Origin of the sequence: Vagococcus penaei (genome assembly GCF_001998885.1) — a bacterium.
GTDB lineage: Bacteria > Bacillota > Bacilli > Lactobacillales > Vagococcaceae > Vagococcus > Vagococcus penaei.
The window spans coordinates 858,949-874,294 of sequence record NZ_CP019609.1; the positions used below are offsets into that span (position 1 = coordinate 858,949).

General features: G+C 34.8%; 18 protein-coding genes and 1 other annotated feature. Of the genes, 2 read left to right on the top strand and 16 right to left on the bottom strand.

Annotated elements, in window-relative coordinates; all coding sequences use genetic code 11:
• Positions 1 to 99: 99 nt before the first annotated feature.
• The 5 genes from BW732_RS04040 to BW732_RS04060 all read right to left on the bottom strand — a co-directional run bounded on the left by BW732_RS04040 (position 100) and on the right by BW732_RS04060 (position 2,959).
• Positions 100 to 468, bottom strand: a complete 369-nt coding sequence (locus BW732_RS04040) for a hypothetical protein (protein WP_077275575.1) — start codon at positions 466 to 468, stop codon at positions 100 to 102.
• A gap of 78 nt (positions 469 to 546) precedes the next feature.
• Positions 547 to 921: a CvfD/Ygs/GSP13 family RNA-binding post-transcriptional regulator gene (locus BW732_RS04045; protein ID WP_077275576.1), complete on the bottom strand. Its 375-nt coding sequence runs from the start codon at positions 919 to 921 to the stop codon at positions 547 to 549.
• Between the two features lie 95 nt (positions 922 to 1,016).
• Positions 1,017 to 1,601: a peptidylprolyl isomerase gene (locus BW732_RS04050; protein WP_077275577.1), complete on the bottom strand. Its 585-nt coding sequence runs from the start codon at positions 1,599 to 1,601 to the stop codon at positions 1,017 to 1,019.
• 28 nt (positions 1,602 to 1,629) lie between these two features.
• Positions 1,630 to 2,265, bottom strand: coding sequence for a uridine kinase (udk, locus tag BW732_RS04055; protein ID WP_077275578.1), 636 nt, complete (start codon positions 2,263 to 2,265; stop codon positions 1,630 to 1,632).
• 136 nt (positions 2,266 to 2,401) lie between these two features.
• Complete coding sequence (locus BW732_RS04060; protein ID WP_161485509.1) at positions 2,402 to 2,959, bottom strand: recombinase family protein; 558 nt, start codon at positions 2,957 to 2,959, stop codon at positions 2,402 to 2,404.
• Positions 2,960 to 3,593: 634 nt separating this feature from the next.
• On the opposite strand from BW732_RS04060, the gene BW732_RS04065 reads away from it, so the two are divergent.
• Positions 3,594 to 3,815: a hypothetical protein gene (locus tag BW732_RS04065; protein WP_077275580.1), complete on the top strand. Its 222-nt coding sequence runs from the start codon at positions 3,594 to 3,596 to the stop codon at positions 3,813 to 3,815.
• Between the two features lie 160 nt (positions 3,816 to 3,975).
• Here BW732_RS04065 and rplT read toward each other — a convergent pair whose 3' ends face one another.
• The 3 genes from rplT to infC all read right to left on the bottom strand — a co-directional run bounded on the left by rplT (position 3,976) and on the right by infC (position 5,150).
• Positions 3,976 to 4,335, bottom strand: coding sequence for a 50S ribosomal protein L20 (gene rplT / locus BW732_RS04070; protein WP_077275581.1), 360 nt, complete (start codon positions 4,333 to 4,335; stop codon positions 3,976 to 3,978).
• A 64-nt stretch (positions 4,336 to 4,399) separates the two neighbouring features.
• Entirely contained in the window at positions 4,400 to 4,600 is a 201-nt protein-coding gene (gene rpmI, locus BW732_RS04075; RefSeq protein WP_077275582.1) for a 50S ribosomal protein L35, read from the bottom strand.
• 28 nt (positions 4,601 to 4,628) lie between these two features.
• A complete protein-coding gene (gene infC, locus BW732_RS04080) occupies positions 4,629 to 5,150 on the bottom strand; it encodes a translation initiation factor IF-3 (protein ID WP_077275583.1) in 522 nt (173 codons plus the stop codon).
• A 21-nt stretch (positions 5,151 to 5,171) separates the two neighbouring features.
• Positions 5,172 to 5,312: a sequence feature (ribosomal protein L20 leader region), on the bottom strand.
• 131 nt (positions 5,313 to 5,443) lie between these two features.
• On the opposite strand from infC, the gene BW732_RS04085 reads away from it, so the two are divergent.
• Positions 5,444 to 7,060, top strand: a complete 1,617-nt coding sequence (locus tag BW732_RS04085) for a SulP family inorganic anion transporter (RefSeq protein WP_077275584.1) — start codon at positions 5,444 to 5,446, stop codon at positions 7,058 to 7,060.
• Between the two features lie 114 nt (positions 7,061 to 7,174).
• Here the strand turns inward: BW732_RS04085 and BW732_RS04090 are convergent, their stop codons facing one another.
• The 8 genes from BW732_RS04090 to BW732_RS04125 all read right to left on the bottom strand — a co-directional run bounded on the left by BW732_RS04090 (position 7,175) and on the right by BW732_RS04125 (position 15,292).
• On the bottom strand, positions 7,175 to 7,831 hold the full coding sequence (locus BW732_RS04090; RefSeq protein WP_077275585.1) for a DUF421 domain-containing protein: 657 nt from the start codon (positions 7,829 to 7,831) through the stop codon (positions 7,175 to 7,177).
• A gap of 4 nt (positions 7,832 to 7,835) precedes the next feature.
• Positions 7,836 to 8,288, bottom strand: a complete 453-nt coding sequence (locus BW732_RS04095) for a DUF3290 family protein (protein WP_161485510.1) — start codon at positions 8,286 to 8,288, stop codon at positions 7,836 to 7,838.
• 193 nt (positions 8,289 to 8,481) lie between these two features.
• The gene (locus BW732_RS04100) at positions 8,482 to 9,429 is read right to left on the bottom strand and encodes a DHH family phosphoesterase (protein ID WP_077275587.1); all 948 of its coding nucleotides are present in this window, start codon (positions 9,427 to 9,429) and stop codon (positions 8,482 to 8,484) included.
• A 12-nt stretch (positions 9,430 to 9,441) separates the two neighbouring features.
• Complete coding sequence (locus BW732_RS04105; RefSeq protein ID WP_077275588.1) at positions 9,442 to 10,770, bottom strand: DRTGG domain-containing protein; 1,329 nt, start codon at positions 10,768 to 10,770, stop codon at positions 9,442 to 9,444.
• Between the two features lie 265 nt (positions 10,771 to 11,035).
• Positions 11,036 to 12,709 carry a ribonuclease J gene (locus tag BW732_RS04110; RefSeq protein ID WP_077275589.1) on the bottom strand — a complete coding sequence of 558 codons (1,674 nt, stop codon included), beginning with the start codon at positions 12,707 to 12,709 and terminating at the stop codon, positions 11,036 to 11,038.
• A gap of 26 nt (positions 12,710 to 12,735) precedes the next feature.
• Positions 12,736 to 13,638 (bottom strand): 4-hydroxy-tetrahydrodipicolinate synthase, encoded by a 903-nt coding sequence (dapA, locus tag BW732_RS04115; protein WP_077275590.1) that lies wholly within the window; start codon positions 13,636 to 13,638, stop codon positions 12,736 to 12,738.
• Positions 13,638 to 14,708 (bottom strand): aspartate-semialdehyde dehydrogenase, encoded by a 1,071-nt coding sequence (locus tag BW732_RS04120; RefSeq protein ID WP_077275591.1) that lies wholly within the window; start codon positions 14,706 to 14,708, stop codon positions 13,638 to 13,640. The genes dapA and BW732_RS04120 overlap by 1 nt, the downstream gene beginning before the upstream one ends.
• A gap of 86 nt (positions 14,709 to 14,794) precedes the next feature.
• Entirely contained in the window at positions 14,795 to 15,292 is a 498-nt protein-coding gene (locus BW732_RS04125) for an ECF transporter S component (protein WP_077275592.1), read from the bottom strand.
• Between the last annotated feature and the right edge of the window lie 54 nt (positions 15,293 to 15,346).

The following is a 15,346-nucleotide window of genomic DNA, read 5'->3' on the forward strand; positions in this document are numbered from 1 at the left end:
AACATTTTTTTAAAATAAAAAAACAATTTTTAAATTTTTTGACAAGAATCAGTAGGACAAGAAATATAATATCACATTTCAAGAATAAGTCAATAACTTTTAACAAAAAAATGGAACACCCGAAATATCAATACCATCTAATACACCTTTAATCACTTTAGGATCTTCCCAAATGAACTGACTTTCACTATTTTTTGGTACTAAATCTGCTTCTTCAAGTGTAAAAACAAATAAAGGCATTGATTCCGAAGAAACCGTTAAATTAGTTAATTCAAATAAATCCATTTTACTAGTATCAAGCTTAACAACATCTTTTAACTCTTTCAGCATACAGGCCAGACTAGTGTAATTCGAATCAATTGTAGTGCTAATAAAATGAAATTGATTTTTTTCTTTTTCGACTAAAAACTTTTTTTCACCATTTTCCAAATTAAGCATCACTGTTCCAGCAACTTTAGATTGTGACATTGTATTCCACCTCAGCTAGTTGATTTATTTTAGTTGAAAACAAGTCCAATTATATCATATATTTTCAGAAAAAACACACTATTTTTCCAATATATCTTCGATTGCTTCATCAATCCAATCATCTAATTTTTCTTCAATGCTTGAAAAACCTAGTTTCTTTTTCCGATTAGTAAAATACCGTTTACGTTTATTAGGCAAAGCTAAATTAATCGTTGGTTTTTCCAAGACACGTATTGATAGGCTAATTTTTTGAGTATATTCATCAATATCAATCACCTTAACTTTTACTTTATCTCCAACAGACAATTCATCATGAATATTTTTTATAAATCCATGTTTTACTTCAGAAACATGAATTAGACCTTGATAATTATCATCTAGCGAAACAAATGCACCATACGGTTGAACGCCTGTTATTTTGCCTGTAATAATCATCCCAATTTTGTATTTCATTTTATCGCCACCTTTCTAAATTATCTATTTAATAGTTTAACATAAAAAAGGTTAAGATAAACGATAACATTTTCTTAACCTTTTTAATCACGACGCTATTCTTCTATAATAATTTCTTCGATAACAACATCATCTAACGGCTTGTCTTGTGAATTTCTTTGAACTTCAGCAATTACGTCAACATTATCCATTCCTTCAACAACTTGACCAAAAACTGTATGTTTAAAATCTAACCATGGTGTTCCACCTTGATTATATGCTTCGATGATTTCTTTAGGGAAACCAGCTTCTTCTAATTGTCGCATCATACTCATTGGAATATGAGAGTTTTGAACAATAAAGAATTGGCTGCCATTTGTATTAGGTCCTGCATTAGCCATCGATAAAGCACCACGAAGATTAAATAATTCTTTTGAGAATTCATCTTCAAATTTTTCTCCATATATACTGCTACCACCCATACCTGTTCCAGTTGGATCGCCACCTTGAATCATAAAATCAGGAATAACTCGATGGAAAATCACCCCATTATAATACCCCTGTTTTGATAATTCAATGAAATTCTTTACAGTTTTTGGTGCTTGCTCTGGAAATAAAGCAACTTTAAAATTGCCTTTATTAGTTTTAATTGTCGCAAATGTCGTTGCATTAGCTAGATCTAATTGTGGATATACTGTCATTCTTAATTCCTCCATTAAAATAATTCATTTATTTGTTTTCTAAAATACTCCGAACTTTGGTTGTTAGTAAGTCGATGGCCACTTGGTTTTCTCCACCTTCAGGCACAATAATATCAGCATATTTTTTAGTTGGTTCAATAAACTGATGATGCATCGGTTTAACAACGGTCAGATACTGATCAATAATTGAGCTTAATGTGCGGCCACGCTCTTCCATATCGCGTTTAATACGGCGAACTATTCGAATATCATCTTCTGTATCGACATAAACTTTAATATCCATCAAATCTCTTAGTCGTTCATCTTCTAAAATCAATATTCCTTCTAAAATAATCACTTCTTTAGGTTCTTGATGAATAACTTCTTGACTTCTTGTATGTGATTCATAATCATATACAGGTTTATCAATAGCTTGATAGTTAATTAATTGCTGCAAATGTTCTGTTAATAAATCAGTATCAAAAGCTAAAGGATGATCATAATTGGTATTTAAGCGATCCTCAAAAGACAAATGACTTTGGTCACGATAATATGAATCTTGCTCAAACAGTAATATAGAATGATTGGGTAATGAATTTAATATCGAACGGCTTACACTAGTTTTTCCACTTCCAGATCCACCGGTAACTCCAATAACGATTGGCCGCTTCTCAGCATGTGACATGACGTTCCCTCACTTAATATAATTTTACTACTTTTCTAATCGTACTCTATCTGTATCAACGATTCAACTATAAACAACAGATTTTAGCAGATTTTTAATGCAAAAAAGCTAAGCCTCAAAAAGACTTAGCTTGAACCTATCTTTCTTGTACATATTTATAAGCTGTTCCCAATGAAATATTACATTCCTCAGCAATTTGACGAAGTGTATAACGATTATTATTATATAAAAATCGAATTTGATCAATTGTTTCTTGAGAAATTTTTGGACGACCGCCAACACGACCATTTTTACGTGCTTCTTGTAATCCTTTAGTTGTTCTTTCTCGAATAATCACTTTTTCCATTTCAGCTATCTTCAAAATCATTTCTAAATAAGCTGTATCATCAATACCAGAATAAACTTCACCTTTATTGAGAACAACCAGTTTAATTCCGCGTGTTTTTAGATCTTCTAAAAAGTCAGCCAATTGAATAATCGACTTACCAATACTTCTCAATTCATAAACAACTAGTTCATCCCCTGTTTCTAGTTCACCAATAACTTCACTTAACACGATATCATCGTTCAAAACAATTTCTTCACCGTCAAGAGTAGCCGTAATATTATCAACATTGTATGTTGTCAATGCGTTTAGTTGTTCTTTCTCATAAATATCGCTACCATTATTGTTAATATAACCTATTTTTTTCATTATTGATTTCCCCTTACCATCTTTTATATACTTATCATACAAACTTTTCATAAAACCTGCCATATCAAACTTTTCATAACTTTATGCAACTTCTGATAAAAAAAGGCGCTATAAACGAACAAAGTGTTATTAATGCCCTTTAAAAGCTACTTAATAAACATTTAACAAACAATTAAATTAGGCTTTTTGGTAATCTTTATCTATATTAAATCACAACATTTCCTATTCAACCGCTTTAAATCTACACTCATTCTAATCTAGATTGTTAATTTAGTCCAAGAAAAGCTATTAATATTAATCATATTCTAAATTCTAGCAATCAATTTAAAGTTAAAAGCCTGTACGAAAAGACCCTAATATCAAATAATAATAATTTAATACAATGACTCGTCCACTTAACTAACATAACAATTTAGACTGATTAACATTTAGCTAATGATCTTTTTAAAAATTATAGTCTGATTATTTGAGCAGTTGATTGCTAATATAGTTGATAACCAATTATATACCACCTATGAATATCAATTCGAATCAAAAAATAATATTTTACAAGTCTAAATAATCAATACCAACATACTTAAAACAATGTTTTTTCTAATTGTGCTATAATAGAGTTAGAAGGGATTGATTTAATTTGTCTAAGACGCTAATTTCTATAGGTTCAATTATTGATTATCCAACAGTCCACAAAGAAAAGATTACAGGTAAAGTAGAATTAATTTTAAGCAATACAATACTAATTCGAGATAAATATGATGACACTCATTTAGTATTAAAAAAAGCCGTAGAAAAAGACGGATTTGATATTGACGAAAAGACGTATGTCTACGCAACTAGATATAGTAGAAATAACTAGAAAATACTCCATCGTTAAATAGTTGACCACTCATCTTTGAGTGGTTTTTTCTTTCCGTAGAAAGCGTCTAACGATACTACTATTGATCACTGAATTTTTGGATAAAAAAAAACCCCTCAAGATAGCGGGGTAGATTGTTGTTAAAACAACGATTATTTAATTATTTAGCTAATGCTGCTTTTGCTTGGTCAGCTAATGCTGTAAAAGCTGCTGCATCATGTACTGCTAAATCAGCTAACATTTTACGGTTAATATCAACTTCTGCTAATTTTAAACCGTGCATCATTTTGCTGTAGCTTAATTCGTTCATACGAGCTGCCGCGTTAATACGTGCAATCCATAATTTACGGAAATTACTTTTAGTTTTGCGACGATCTCTAAATGCATATGTGTGAGATTTCATCACTTGTTCTTTTGCTGTTTTGAATAATGTATGTTTAGAGCCATAGTAGCCTTTAGCTAACTTAAGCACTTTTTTACGACGACGGCGAGTTACTGTTCCACCTTTTACACGTGCCATGATAATTCCTCCTTGAGTTCTCTTTTAAAATTGTATAAATTTAGTCATTATCAATAACTAAAAATTATTTCATGCGAGTCAATTGTTGACGGATACGTTTGTAATCGCCTTTTGACACCATGCTTGGACGACGTAATTGACGACGTTGTTTTTTAGTTTTACCGTGGAAACGGTGACTTGTAAACGCGCGGAATCTCTTTAATCCGCCACCACCTGTGCGTTTAACACGTTTAGCTAGTCCGCGGTGAGTTTTCATTTTTGGCATTTGATTTTCCTCCTCAGATGATTGTTTACTACTTATCTGTTTTAGGCGCAAGCATGATAAACATGCTTCTGCCATCCATTTTCGCTTTTTGTTCCACTGTTGATACATCAGCAGTTTCATCTGCCAAGCGATTTAAGACGTTCTGACCAATTTCTTTATGAGTAATCGCACGGCCTTTGAATCGGATTGAAGCTTTCACTTTGTCCCCTTTTTCAAGAAACTTACGTGCGTTACGTAACTTAGTATTGAAATCATTGACATCGATTGTAGGACTCAAACGAACTTCTTTAACATTAACAATTTTTTGTTTTTTACGGGCTTCACGTTCTTTTTTCTGTTGTTCAAAACGGTATTTCCCGTGGTCCATTACTTTTGCAACGGGCGGTTTTGCGTTTGGTGCTACTAAGACTAAGTCTAAGTTGGCACTTTCAGCAATTCTTAATGCTTCAGCTTTTGTCTTTACTCCCAACTGCTCTCCATCTGCTGCAATCAAACGTAGTTCTCTTGCACGAATGCCGTCGTTTACCATAATATCTTTAGCTATGGTCATTCACCTCCATTTATATTAGAGAAAAACACAGAAAAACGGGTTCTTTTATCAAGAGCCCGCACCAAAAATTCTATGACGTCGCTAGAACGAAAAGAATTATCTTTATCAAGCCCAGTCGCTTAAAACAACTAAGGCGAGAAGCGGGTGCTCCTGCTTTATTTCTCAACTTTTATAGTATATCTAATTTCTTTTATAATGTCAACCATTTTTAGAATAAATCTTAAACTCGTTTTCATTCAGTCGTTTGTTGTGATATTCTTAACATATCGTCAAAAAAAGGAGTAGATCAACACATGTTAGGAAATTACATTAATTTACTGAAAAACGAGTTTCAAGGGTATTCTAAAGCTAGCTTAATGAAAGATTTAATGGCTGGGATAACTGTAGCAGCAGTTGCCTTACCTTTAGCATTAGCCTTTGGTGTATCAAGTGGTGCTACAGCGGCTTCGGGAATGATTACAGCAATTGTCGCTGGTGTCATTATCAGTGCTTTATCAGGCGCTTTTTTTCAAATCTCGGGACCTACTGGAGCCATGGCCGCTATTTTAATTTCTGTCGTTGCGACTTATGGGTTAAACGGCGTGTTTGTTGCCACATTAATGGCAGGCGTAATCTTATTGATTGCGGGTATTTTTAAGTTAGGTATTTTAGGAAGTATTTTACCAGCATCGGTGATTACTGGTTTTACTTCTGGTATTGCCATTATTATTGCTTTAGGACAAATCAATAACTTTTTTGGTGTGACATCCTCTAGCACAAAACCTTTACAGCAATTAACGAGCTATGTCACTGAGGGTTTTCATCCAAATTTCGCAACAACGGCTTTGGGCTTATTTGTCGTGCTACTAATGCTGTTTTTTCCTAAAAAGTGGCAAACTATTATTCCTTCGTCACTTGTTGCCATCATTTTAACTACTGCAATCGTTATGATTTTTAAATTGGACGTTGCTCGAGTAGGTGAAATCCCAACAACACTCTTTGCTGACGACCGCTTAGACATCTCACACATCAATTTAGAGATGATGTCTGGCTTGATTTCACCTGCGATTAGCATTGCCGTTCTAGGGATGATCGAAAGTTTGTTGTGCGGTGCATCAGCAAGCAAAATGACTGGGAAGCCCATTAATAATAATCAAGAACTGATTGCTCAGGGTATCGGAAATATTATTTTACCATTTTTTGGTGGTATTCCAGCGACTGCAGCGATTGCTCGTAGTAGTGTTGCCATTAAATCTGGTGCCGTTACACGTCTCACTGGTATTTTTCATGCCTTGTTTTTATTACTATCCATGTTCTTATTTGCACCTCTAATGTCTAATATTCCTTTAAGTGGTTTAGCTGGCGTCTTGATTGTAACTGCATGGCGGATGAACGACTGGGAAAATATCCGTAACTTATTTAAACGTCGTCTAGCTAGCGGCGAGATAAAATTTCTGATTACGATGTTAGCAACTGTGACTTTAGATTTAAGTATGGCTATCCTAATTGGAACGGCATTTGCAATTATTCATTTTATCATTAAAAGTGCACAACTTGATATTGCCATTGAACCGGTTGATCCCACACGAATGGGAATTAAGGAGTATGCACCAACTGATCTTAACTGGTGTGTTGTTTATGTAACTGGACCGCTATTTTTTATGAGTATGGATAGTTTAAATAACCAATTAAAAAATATTCCTGAAGATCAACACATTATCTTTTCTTTACGTGGAGTCCCACATATTGACGTTACTGCTAGTCAATCATTACTCGATTTTTATCACGAGCAAACTGCAAACGGTCGTCAAATTATTTTTTCTTCTGTTAATCCAACTGTTTTGAAACAATTAGAAAAAGCCGGTTTTTTTGAAGATCGCCAAAATGGTTCTTATGCAACAGTCGATCAATTTTTAACGACTCTTTTCTAAATTATTTTTTTCAATTAATTATCCAAACTAAAAAATCAGCAACGAGTGATTAGACATCTACCGTTGCTGATTTTTATTTTTCAATTTCAAATATTTAACTACTCTTTTGATAAACTAACTTTCACTATTTTTACTCTCAACTGGTTCATAAAAACTTAGTTCTAATTTACCATTGATATATTGACCCAAATAAACATTTGAAGCATCCGTATTTTTCTTTTTCAATTCATTTACTAACCATTCACGATCTTTATCAAAACTTTCCAAAATATTGTCATCGATAATACCATTTGTAATTAGTGGGAATTTAACCGATTCTTCTCCATATAGAATAATTGTTAATTGTCCATTCTGTTCTTGAATTGCTCTTTTAACTTGTCTAGTGTCATAGATGTTGGCTGTCCGTAATTTAAACATCAAATCACTGGCTGCTACGCCACGTCTAGCACATTCATGGACGAGAACCTCGCCATTTTTAATGAGCACGGTTGGTTTGCCATCAATAATAGTCTTCATAAAACCAACGTTCTCTTTTAAATACTTAAATAATGTTACTAAAAATGTCCAAACAATTAGAATTAGTAGAAATTGTAAAATAGTTATTTGGTCATTATAAATCACACCACCAATAATTCCCCCTAAAACGTAGTTCTGTAATTGATCTAAGGCAGATACCGGTGCGAGATTGGATTTACCCAACAGGTTCATTTGGAAAATCATACAAATTAAACCCGTAGCTAGTTTAGCAATTATATTAACATAATCTTGCATCTCATTAATCTCCTTCAATCACGTTTTTGACAGTGTCATGAATCAGAAACGTTTCTTCTAGTTTATAACTGGACAAGTCATTACTCATATTAACTTGGTAATAATTATCAAACATTTTGATAATCATTTCATCTTTAATCGAGCGCGAGTTAACTGACAAATCATCAACCGCCACTTTTTGCCTTTTTGCTAATGATTCTAAAAATTCAACCATTTGAGCTGAATTATTTTGATTTAATTTTCCGACTTCATAATCATTGACTTGAATGCCCACAAAAAACATAATGGTCAATGATAATAAAATGACTAAATCGCGATACTTGACTCTTTCACGACTTCGAAACTGTTTCCAAACGATTAACAATAAGGCAACTAATAATAAAATCAACAAAATATATTTGATTAAATCAGCATGTTGCGATTGTTGAACAAAGTATTTATACGTATAAAAATCCATCTTATCAGCTCCCTCAAACACCATTATACAGCCATTACATTATCTTAGCAATTGTCTAACTAACACATTACAAGACCTATTATCAAACAATAACACATCTTTTATTTTATAATCGTTGGAACTAAAAAACGGTAATCAACTCGATCTTGATTACCGTTTTTTTAGTTGCCAAACTCCGACTTAAAGTCTTTGGTTAATAAAACTCACGAACAACTGCTTGAATTTCTTGATAAATCTCTTCGACTTCAGCCAAGTCTTTTGCATTTGCACCACTCGCTAATACATGTCCCCCACCATTATGACGTTTAGCAATTTCATTAATTACCGGTCCCTTCGAACGTAAACGAACTCGATAAAAGCCTTCTGGCTGAGCCACAAAAATTCCCCAAGCTCTAACTCCTTGAATTTTACCTGGAACTGAAATTAAAGCGGGTGTTTCAGAATCCACCATGTCAAATTCATCAAGAATTTCTTGTGTTAGTAGAATCATGGCGGCACCATTTTCATCTATCACTAAGTTTTCTGTCACATAACCAGTCATCCGTGCTACTTTAAGACTAATTTCGTCCATTGTACGATTTAAGCTTGCAGCGTCAAAGTTATAAGTTAATAAGTTTGATGCAACCCATAATGTGTGACTCGTTGTTGCTGGGTATAAAAAGCGACCAGTGTCCCCAACGATACCAGCATAAAGTAATCTTGCCGCTTCATCTGTCATCTGTAATTCTGTCTGATGTTCATGATAAAAATCATAAATCATCTCACTAGTACTACTTGCTTTAGTATTAACCCATGCCAAATCGCCATAAGGTTCATCATTTGGGTGATGGTCAATTTTGATTAATTCTTTCCCTAAATTGTATTGATCACCACTAATTCTTGGTGCATTAGCCGTATCAGTCGTAATGACCAAAGCATTTTGATACAAATCATCAGACACACTATCCATTGTAATTAGATAATCCAAATCATTCACTGGGCCACCAATACAGTAGATGTTTTTCTCAGGAAAAGTTGCTCTTAAAATTGTCGCTAGTCCTCCTTGTGATCCAAGAGCATCCGGATCTGGACTTTGATGACGGTGAATCATAATTGTTTGATATGTTTTTATTTTTTCTAAAATGTCTTTTGTAATTTGCACAAGGCTCACTCCTTAAGATTGTTCCATAATTTGACAGACCACAATTGCACGAGCCACTGAGACGTTGTCAATTAGGACGTCTATTTCTAATTTTGCAGAACGACGACCGAAATCAATAATACGTGGTTTAATGTCAATTTCGCTATCAATCTGAATCAACTTATAATAATATAAACTAGCCTGTTCGACAATCGCATTTGTTTGATGCTTTAGACGAATCGCCTGATAAGTGACATCTGCGATCAGTTGATTGAGCACACCATAAGCCACAGTACCCATACTATTTACCATCTGTGGTGTTACTAAGAAAGAAAACGTAGGCAAATCGGCAGGTGTCGATGATGTCTTTTCAACTAAACCATTAGTTATTTGATCAACTAATGCATTTCCACCGATGATTTGCTTATGTTGTGAGAGTTGAATTGCTTGAATAGCACCTTGTCTAGAAATCACACCATCTAATGTTAAATCATCATTTACGACTGGGATTAATTCAATCCCATCCCATGTCATCAAATGCGCAATACTTGCGACACTCATATGCTTTTTCGCATAGCGTGGATTCTTCGTCATAACTTTTTCAATTAATTGAGACTCTTGCTTATTAGCTACATCCTTTGCGGTAATAATCCCAACTAGACGCTGTCCTTTATTGACAACCGGATAACGTGTATGCCCAGTTAATTCAACTAGACGGTAATAATCAGCAAGTGTATCTCTCACACTTAAAAAATCCGTTTCATCAAGGTTTTTTTGAATATCACCGACAACCATGATGTCTTTTTTAATCATTTGATCACTGATTGCGCGGTTAATGATTGTCGCTACAGTGAAGGTATCTTCCGTTGTCCGTATAATCGGCAGTTCAACACGATCAGCGATTGATAGAATATTAGGTGACACATTAAAGCCTCCTGTAATCAGGACCGCTGCACCATTTTCTAAAGCTAATTGTTGCACCTCTTCACGATCACCAACAATCATTAATGAACCTGGTGTCAAATAGCGTTTAATATTATCTTCAGTCATGGCACCAATAATAAATTGGTCTAAAATTTTAGTTAAACCTTTACGACCGGCTAAAACCTCACCCTCAATGATTGAAACAACCGCACCAAAAGATAATTTTTCAATCGTTTCTTTGATTTTTTTCTCAATTCTAATTGTACCAACCCGTTGAATTGTTGAGACTAATCCAACATTTTCAGCCTCTTTAATTGCTCGGTAGGCTGTCCCTTCACTAACATGTAGCTCTTTAGCAATACCACGTACCGAAATTTTACCACCAACAGGTAACATTTCAATATATTCTAATATTTGATCATGCTTCGTTATACTCATTTCTTCGCTCCAATCTTGACGACAACTGTATTATATCTATTAATTAAACTGTTACACTTTGATGAAATCTACAATTTGAATTCTATCATGATTTAGGCAAAAAAAGAAATTTTATTTATCACTAATCAAGACTGCTCATACTCATTTAATTAAACTAGTTCTCTTCGAATTCTTTAAACAGTAGAATAAATAATAAGTCAAAGCCTTTCCTTTTAAAAAGACTACTTGTTCGCTCATCGCGACTAAGTAGTCTTTTCGGCATCACTTATTTTTTCTTTTGACTCGCTTCCATAATAACTGGTAAAATAACCGGTTTACGTTTTGTTTGTGCATAAAGGTATTTACTTAAATCATCCCGTATTTCTTGCTTTAAGATACCCCAATCAAATTCTTGTTTGTCAAGGTTATCTAAAACAACTTTTTCCACAATTTGTGTACTTTCAGCAATTAAATCATTACTTGCTTTTAAGTAAACAAAGCCGCGTGAGGTAATTCGGGGACTAGAAATAATTTTCTTTTTCCGGCGGCTAATTGTCACAGCCACAATAAAGATACCATCATCCGATAGTACTTTTCGGTCACGTAAAACAATATTTCCAATATCACCCACACCAAGACCATCAATTAAGACATTATCTGCATCCACAGAACCAGTCATTCTTAAACGTCCTTTTTCTAATTCTAGCGTATCACCACAACCGGTAATAAAAATATCTTTATAAGACATTCCCACTTCATGAGCTAAATCAGCATGGGCAGCTAGTACGCGATATTCACCTTGTACTGGCACAAAATATTTCGGTTTCATTAGATTTATCATTAATTTTAAGTCATTCTGATTACCATGACCTGATACGTGAATATTATCTAAGATAGTTTTCACTGTCCCACCAGCACGGTAGACCATATCTTCGGTTTTTGCCATGGTTGTTTCCATAGCACTTGATGGTGTTGTAGTAATATATACTAAGTCACCTTCAGTAATATTCACTGACCTATGACGACGACTAGCCATTTTTTGTAATGATTTTAATGGCTCGCCCATCCGACCTGTTTCTAAAATCAATAATTCATCCGGATTTTTTTTCTTCATTTCTTTTTCAGTAATGATTAAATCATCGCTAGGTAAGCTTAATTTACCTAAACGAATCGCTGTTTTAACAATTTGCTCTAGGTCTTTTCCAGTTAAAACAACCTGACGAAACGATTTATGTGCCGCATTTAAAATTTGTTGGATTCGCTGAATATTGCTTGCGACACTTGCAACAATAATTCTTCCATCCCAATAGCGGAGGGTCTCATAGATTTCATCGGCTGTTTGATTTTCAGAAGCAATTAAGGCATTACTTTCAGCATTTGTGGAATCACTTAACAAAGCTAGTACGCCTTCTTTACCAATATCTGCTAAACGCGAAAAATCCGTTTGGTATTCTTTACTTGCACTTTGATCAAACTTAAAATCACCAGTGTAGACAATTGTACCTTCATCCGTTTTTACTGCAACACCAATTGAATCTGGAATAGTATGTGTCGTTCTAAAAAAGCTAATCACAGCTTTTTCAAACTCAATTTCTGTAAATTCATTAACGACATGGAAATCGGTATAATCTTTTGTATTTGGATAATTATTAACATTTAACTTAGCTAACTCAATCGTTAGTTCTGTCCCAAAAACAGGAACATCAATTTGCTCAAGTAAATACGGTAACGCACCAATAGCGTCCGCATGTCCATGACTTAAAAAGACACCAGCTATCTTATCTTTATTTTCAACTAAGTAAGAAAAATCAGGAATAACCATATCAATACCTAATTGTTCATACTCTGGATATTTCAAGCCACAATCCATGATGAATATTTCGTCCTCTACTTCAACAACGTAAATACTTTTTCCATTTTCTCTAACGCCGCCTAGAGGAACTATTTTTATCTGACTCACTTTTGTTTCACCTCATTATGATTTAGTTAATATAAATTAATTATTTGTTTTGATTGATTGATTTTTGTCAGAATGTCCATTGTTTCATCATTGGTACAAGCAACCATTGGTAGTCGTGGTTCACCAACCTCAATACCCCACTGATTTAAAATCGCTTTAACCGGCGAGGGTGACGGACATGAAAAGACCGCTTGATATGTTGATAATAACACACGATGATACTTAGCCGCTTTAATCAAATCTCCCAATTGAATGGCTTGATACATGGCAAACATTTCTTTTCCGACAACATGACTCGCAACTGAAATAACACCGGTCGCTCCAATAATTTTGGCTGGCATAGCTAAGGCATCCTCACCAGTATAAATTAAGAAATCGTCGGGTGCGCATTCGACTAATTCAGCAATTGCTTCTAGCCCCTGACAATCTTTAGTCCCAATAATATTAGGTAGCTGCGCTAAACTCAATGTGGTTTCGACTGATAAAGATACACCAGTCCGTCCTGGAACATTATACAGCATTATTGGTAAATTACTAGCCTCAGAGAGCGTTTTAAAATGACGATACATACCTTCTTGACTTGGTTTATTGTAGTACGGAACCACACACAAGCCTGCACTGATACCATCCAGTTCGGCTACTTGCTTAATAAACTTCACAGTTTCAGCGGTATCATTTGTACCAACACCACAAATAATCGGTACTCGGCCATCGACACAGCGAATGACTTCTTTAAATAACTCAAGTTCTTCTTCACGATTTAACGTGGGACTTTCACCAGTTGTTCCCGCAACAACCAAACCTTCAGTTTCATTGGCTAACAAGTAATCAACTAAGGGGCCAACCTTATCAATAGCCAGTTTACCCTCTGTATTAAATGGCGTTACCATTGCTGTCCAAATTGTTACGTTTTGTAGTTGGTCTGTCATCAATTATCTCCCCCTAGCTTATCAGAAACACGGACTAAATCCAAACGGTGTAAACTTTCCGCAATTTGAATTGAGTTCCAAGCAGCACCTTTGATTAAATTATCTGAGACAATCCACAGGTGAATACCATATGCATCATCTAAATCTTTACGTATTCGGCCAACAAAAACATCTGGCAAATCAACACTAGTCAGCGGTTGTGGATAAATTTGTTGACTAGGGTCATCTTGTACTGTTACACCTGGTGCAGCTGTTAATAACTCTTGAATAGCTTTAACACTGACATCTGCATGCTTTAACTGAATAAAGACCGATTCCGAATGACCTGTCATCACAGGCACACGAACACACGTAGCAGCAACTTTGATTTGATTATCTGCCATAATTTTTTTGGTCTCGTTCATCATTTTCCATTCTTCTAACGTATAACCTGCTTCACTAAATTCATCAATTTGCGCTAAGACATTAAACGCTAAAGGATAATGACGCTTGTCACTCCCACAAGGTAAAATTTCTGGCGTTGGTACTGGTTCATGATTTAACATCGCTTGAGCTTGGGTCGTCATCTCTTCTATCGCTTCAGCTCCAGCTCCACTAACAGCTTGATAAGTTGATACAATAATACGTTCTAAACCATAAGCTTGACGTATTGGATCTAAAGCAACCATCATTTGAATTGTTGAACAATTCGGATTAGCGATAATTCCACGATGTGCCGCTAACGCCGCTTCATTAACCTCTGGAACGACTAGCGGCACATCTGAATGCATCCGAAAGGCACTAGTATTATCGATTACTACAGCGCCACGATTCACAGCTTCTTGTGCGTAGCGTTCAGAAATTGCCCCTCCAGCACTAAATAATGCAATGTCAACACCATTAAACGATTCTGGTGTTAATTCTTCAACTTGATAAATCTGCCCTTGAAACGAAATCTGTTTTCCAACTGATCTCTTTGATGCTAAAAATACAACTTTTTTCAATGGTAAAGAACTATTCTCAAGTATCTCAATCATTTTTTTCCCGACGGCTCCTGTCGCACCAACAACGGCAATTACATACTCTGTCATTTTTTCCCAACCTTCCTAATCATTTTCCCGAGTTTTCCTACTATATATTTTAGCATAGTTTAATCTAAAATTCTTTGAATAATCGTCTACCAATGATGCAGTGTCATCTTTTGTTTATTTAAAATAGCGACAATGCTCGATGCACCAATTATCCCAACAATTACTTGTAATGCGTTACTAGGTAATGATGCTAATCCTGCCAAATGACCATACAGTAGCCATGTCGCTAAATAATAGCCTATAACCATAGTAAAAGAACCTAAAATCAGACCTAACAAAGGCAACGTTTTAACTTGATTTTTCGCTAAGATACCAACAAGGTAGCCTTGTAAACCATGAATCACTAGTGAAAAAAACATCCATTGTGGATAGCCTAGTAATAAATCAAGCAATAATCCACTACTAGCACCAACAAGCAAACCAGCTGGGCCACCAAGTGTTAGAGCAGCTGTATAAATTCCTACATCTAATAAATTCACATAGCCGTTTGTTCCAGGAATTGGTATATTAATGACCAAACCTAAGACAACGGATAAAGCAATTAAGATAGCTAGTAGCGGTAATTTTTCCCGAATAAGCCCCATATTGACTAGCTCCTCCATTTATAATTTTTACTAGCATACCATTTAATGCACTGT

What these genes read in the sequence shown, in the direction of transcription:
- BW732_RS04040 (WP_077275575.1), bottom strand. Translation starts at nt 468, where the DNA reads ATGTCACAATCTAAAGTTGCTGGAACAGTGATGCTTAATTTGGAAAAT.
- BW732_RS04045 (WP_077275576.1), bottom strand. Translation starts at nt 921, where the DNA reads ATGAAATACAAAATTGGGATGATTATTACAGGCAAAATAACAGGCGTT.
- BW732_RS04050 (WP_077275577.1), bottom strand. Translation starts at nt 1,601, where the DNA reads ATGACAGTATATCCACAATTAGATCTAGCTAATGCAACGACATTTGCG.
- udk (WP_077275578.1), bottom strand. Translation starts at nt 2,265, where the DNA reads ATGTCACATGCTGAGAAGCGGCCAATCGTTATTGGAGTTACCGGTGGA.
- BW732_RS04060 (WP_161485509.1), bottom strand. Translation starts at nt 2,959, where the DNA reads ATGAAAAAAATAGGTTATATTAACAATAATGGTAGCGATATTTATGAG.
- rplT (WP_077275581.1), bottom strand. Translation starts at nt 4,335, where the DNA reads ATGGCACGTGTAAAAGGTGGAACAGTAACTCGCCGTCGTCGTAAAAAA.
- rpmI (WP_077275582.1), bottom strand. Translation starts at nt 4,600, where the DNA reads ATGCCAAAAATGAAAACTCACCGCGGACTAGCTAAACGTGTTAAACGC.
- infC (WP_077275583.1), bottom strand. Translation starts at nt 5,150, where the DNA reads ATGACCATAGCTAAAGATATTATGGTAAACGACGGCATTCGTGCAAGA.
- BW732_RS04085 (WP_077275584.1), top strand. Translation starts at nt 5,444, where the DNA reads ATGTTAGGAAATTACATTAATTTACTGAAAAACGAGTTTCAAGGGTAT.
- BW732_RS04090 (WP_077275585.1), bottom strand. Translation starts at nt 7,831, where the DNA reads ATGCAAGATTATGTTAATATAATTGCTAAACTAGCTACGGGTTTAATT.
- BW732_RS04095 (WP_161485510.1), bottom strand. Translation starts at nt 8,288, where the DNA reads ATGGATTTTTATACGTATAAATACTTTGTTCAACAATCGCAACATGCT.
- BW732_RS04105 (WP_077275588.1), bottom strand. Translation starts at nt 10,770, where the DNA reads ATGAGTATAACGAAGCATGATCAAATATTAGAATATATTGAAATGTTA.
- dapA (WP_077275590.1), bottom strand. Translation starts at nt 13,638, where the DNA reads ATGACAGACCAACTACAAAACGTAACAATTTGGACAGCAATGGTAACG.
- BW732_RS04120 (WP_077275591.1), bottom strand. Translation starts at nt 14,708, where the DNA reads ATGACAGAGTATGTAATTGCCGTTGTTGGTGCGACAGGAGCCGTCGGG.
- BW732_RS04125 (WP_077275592.1), bottom strand. Translation starts at nt 15,292, where the DNA reads ATGGGGCTTATTCGGGAAAAATTACCGCTACTAGCTATCTTAATTGCT.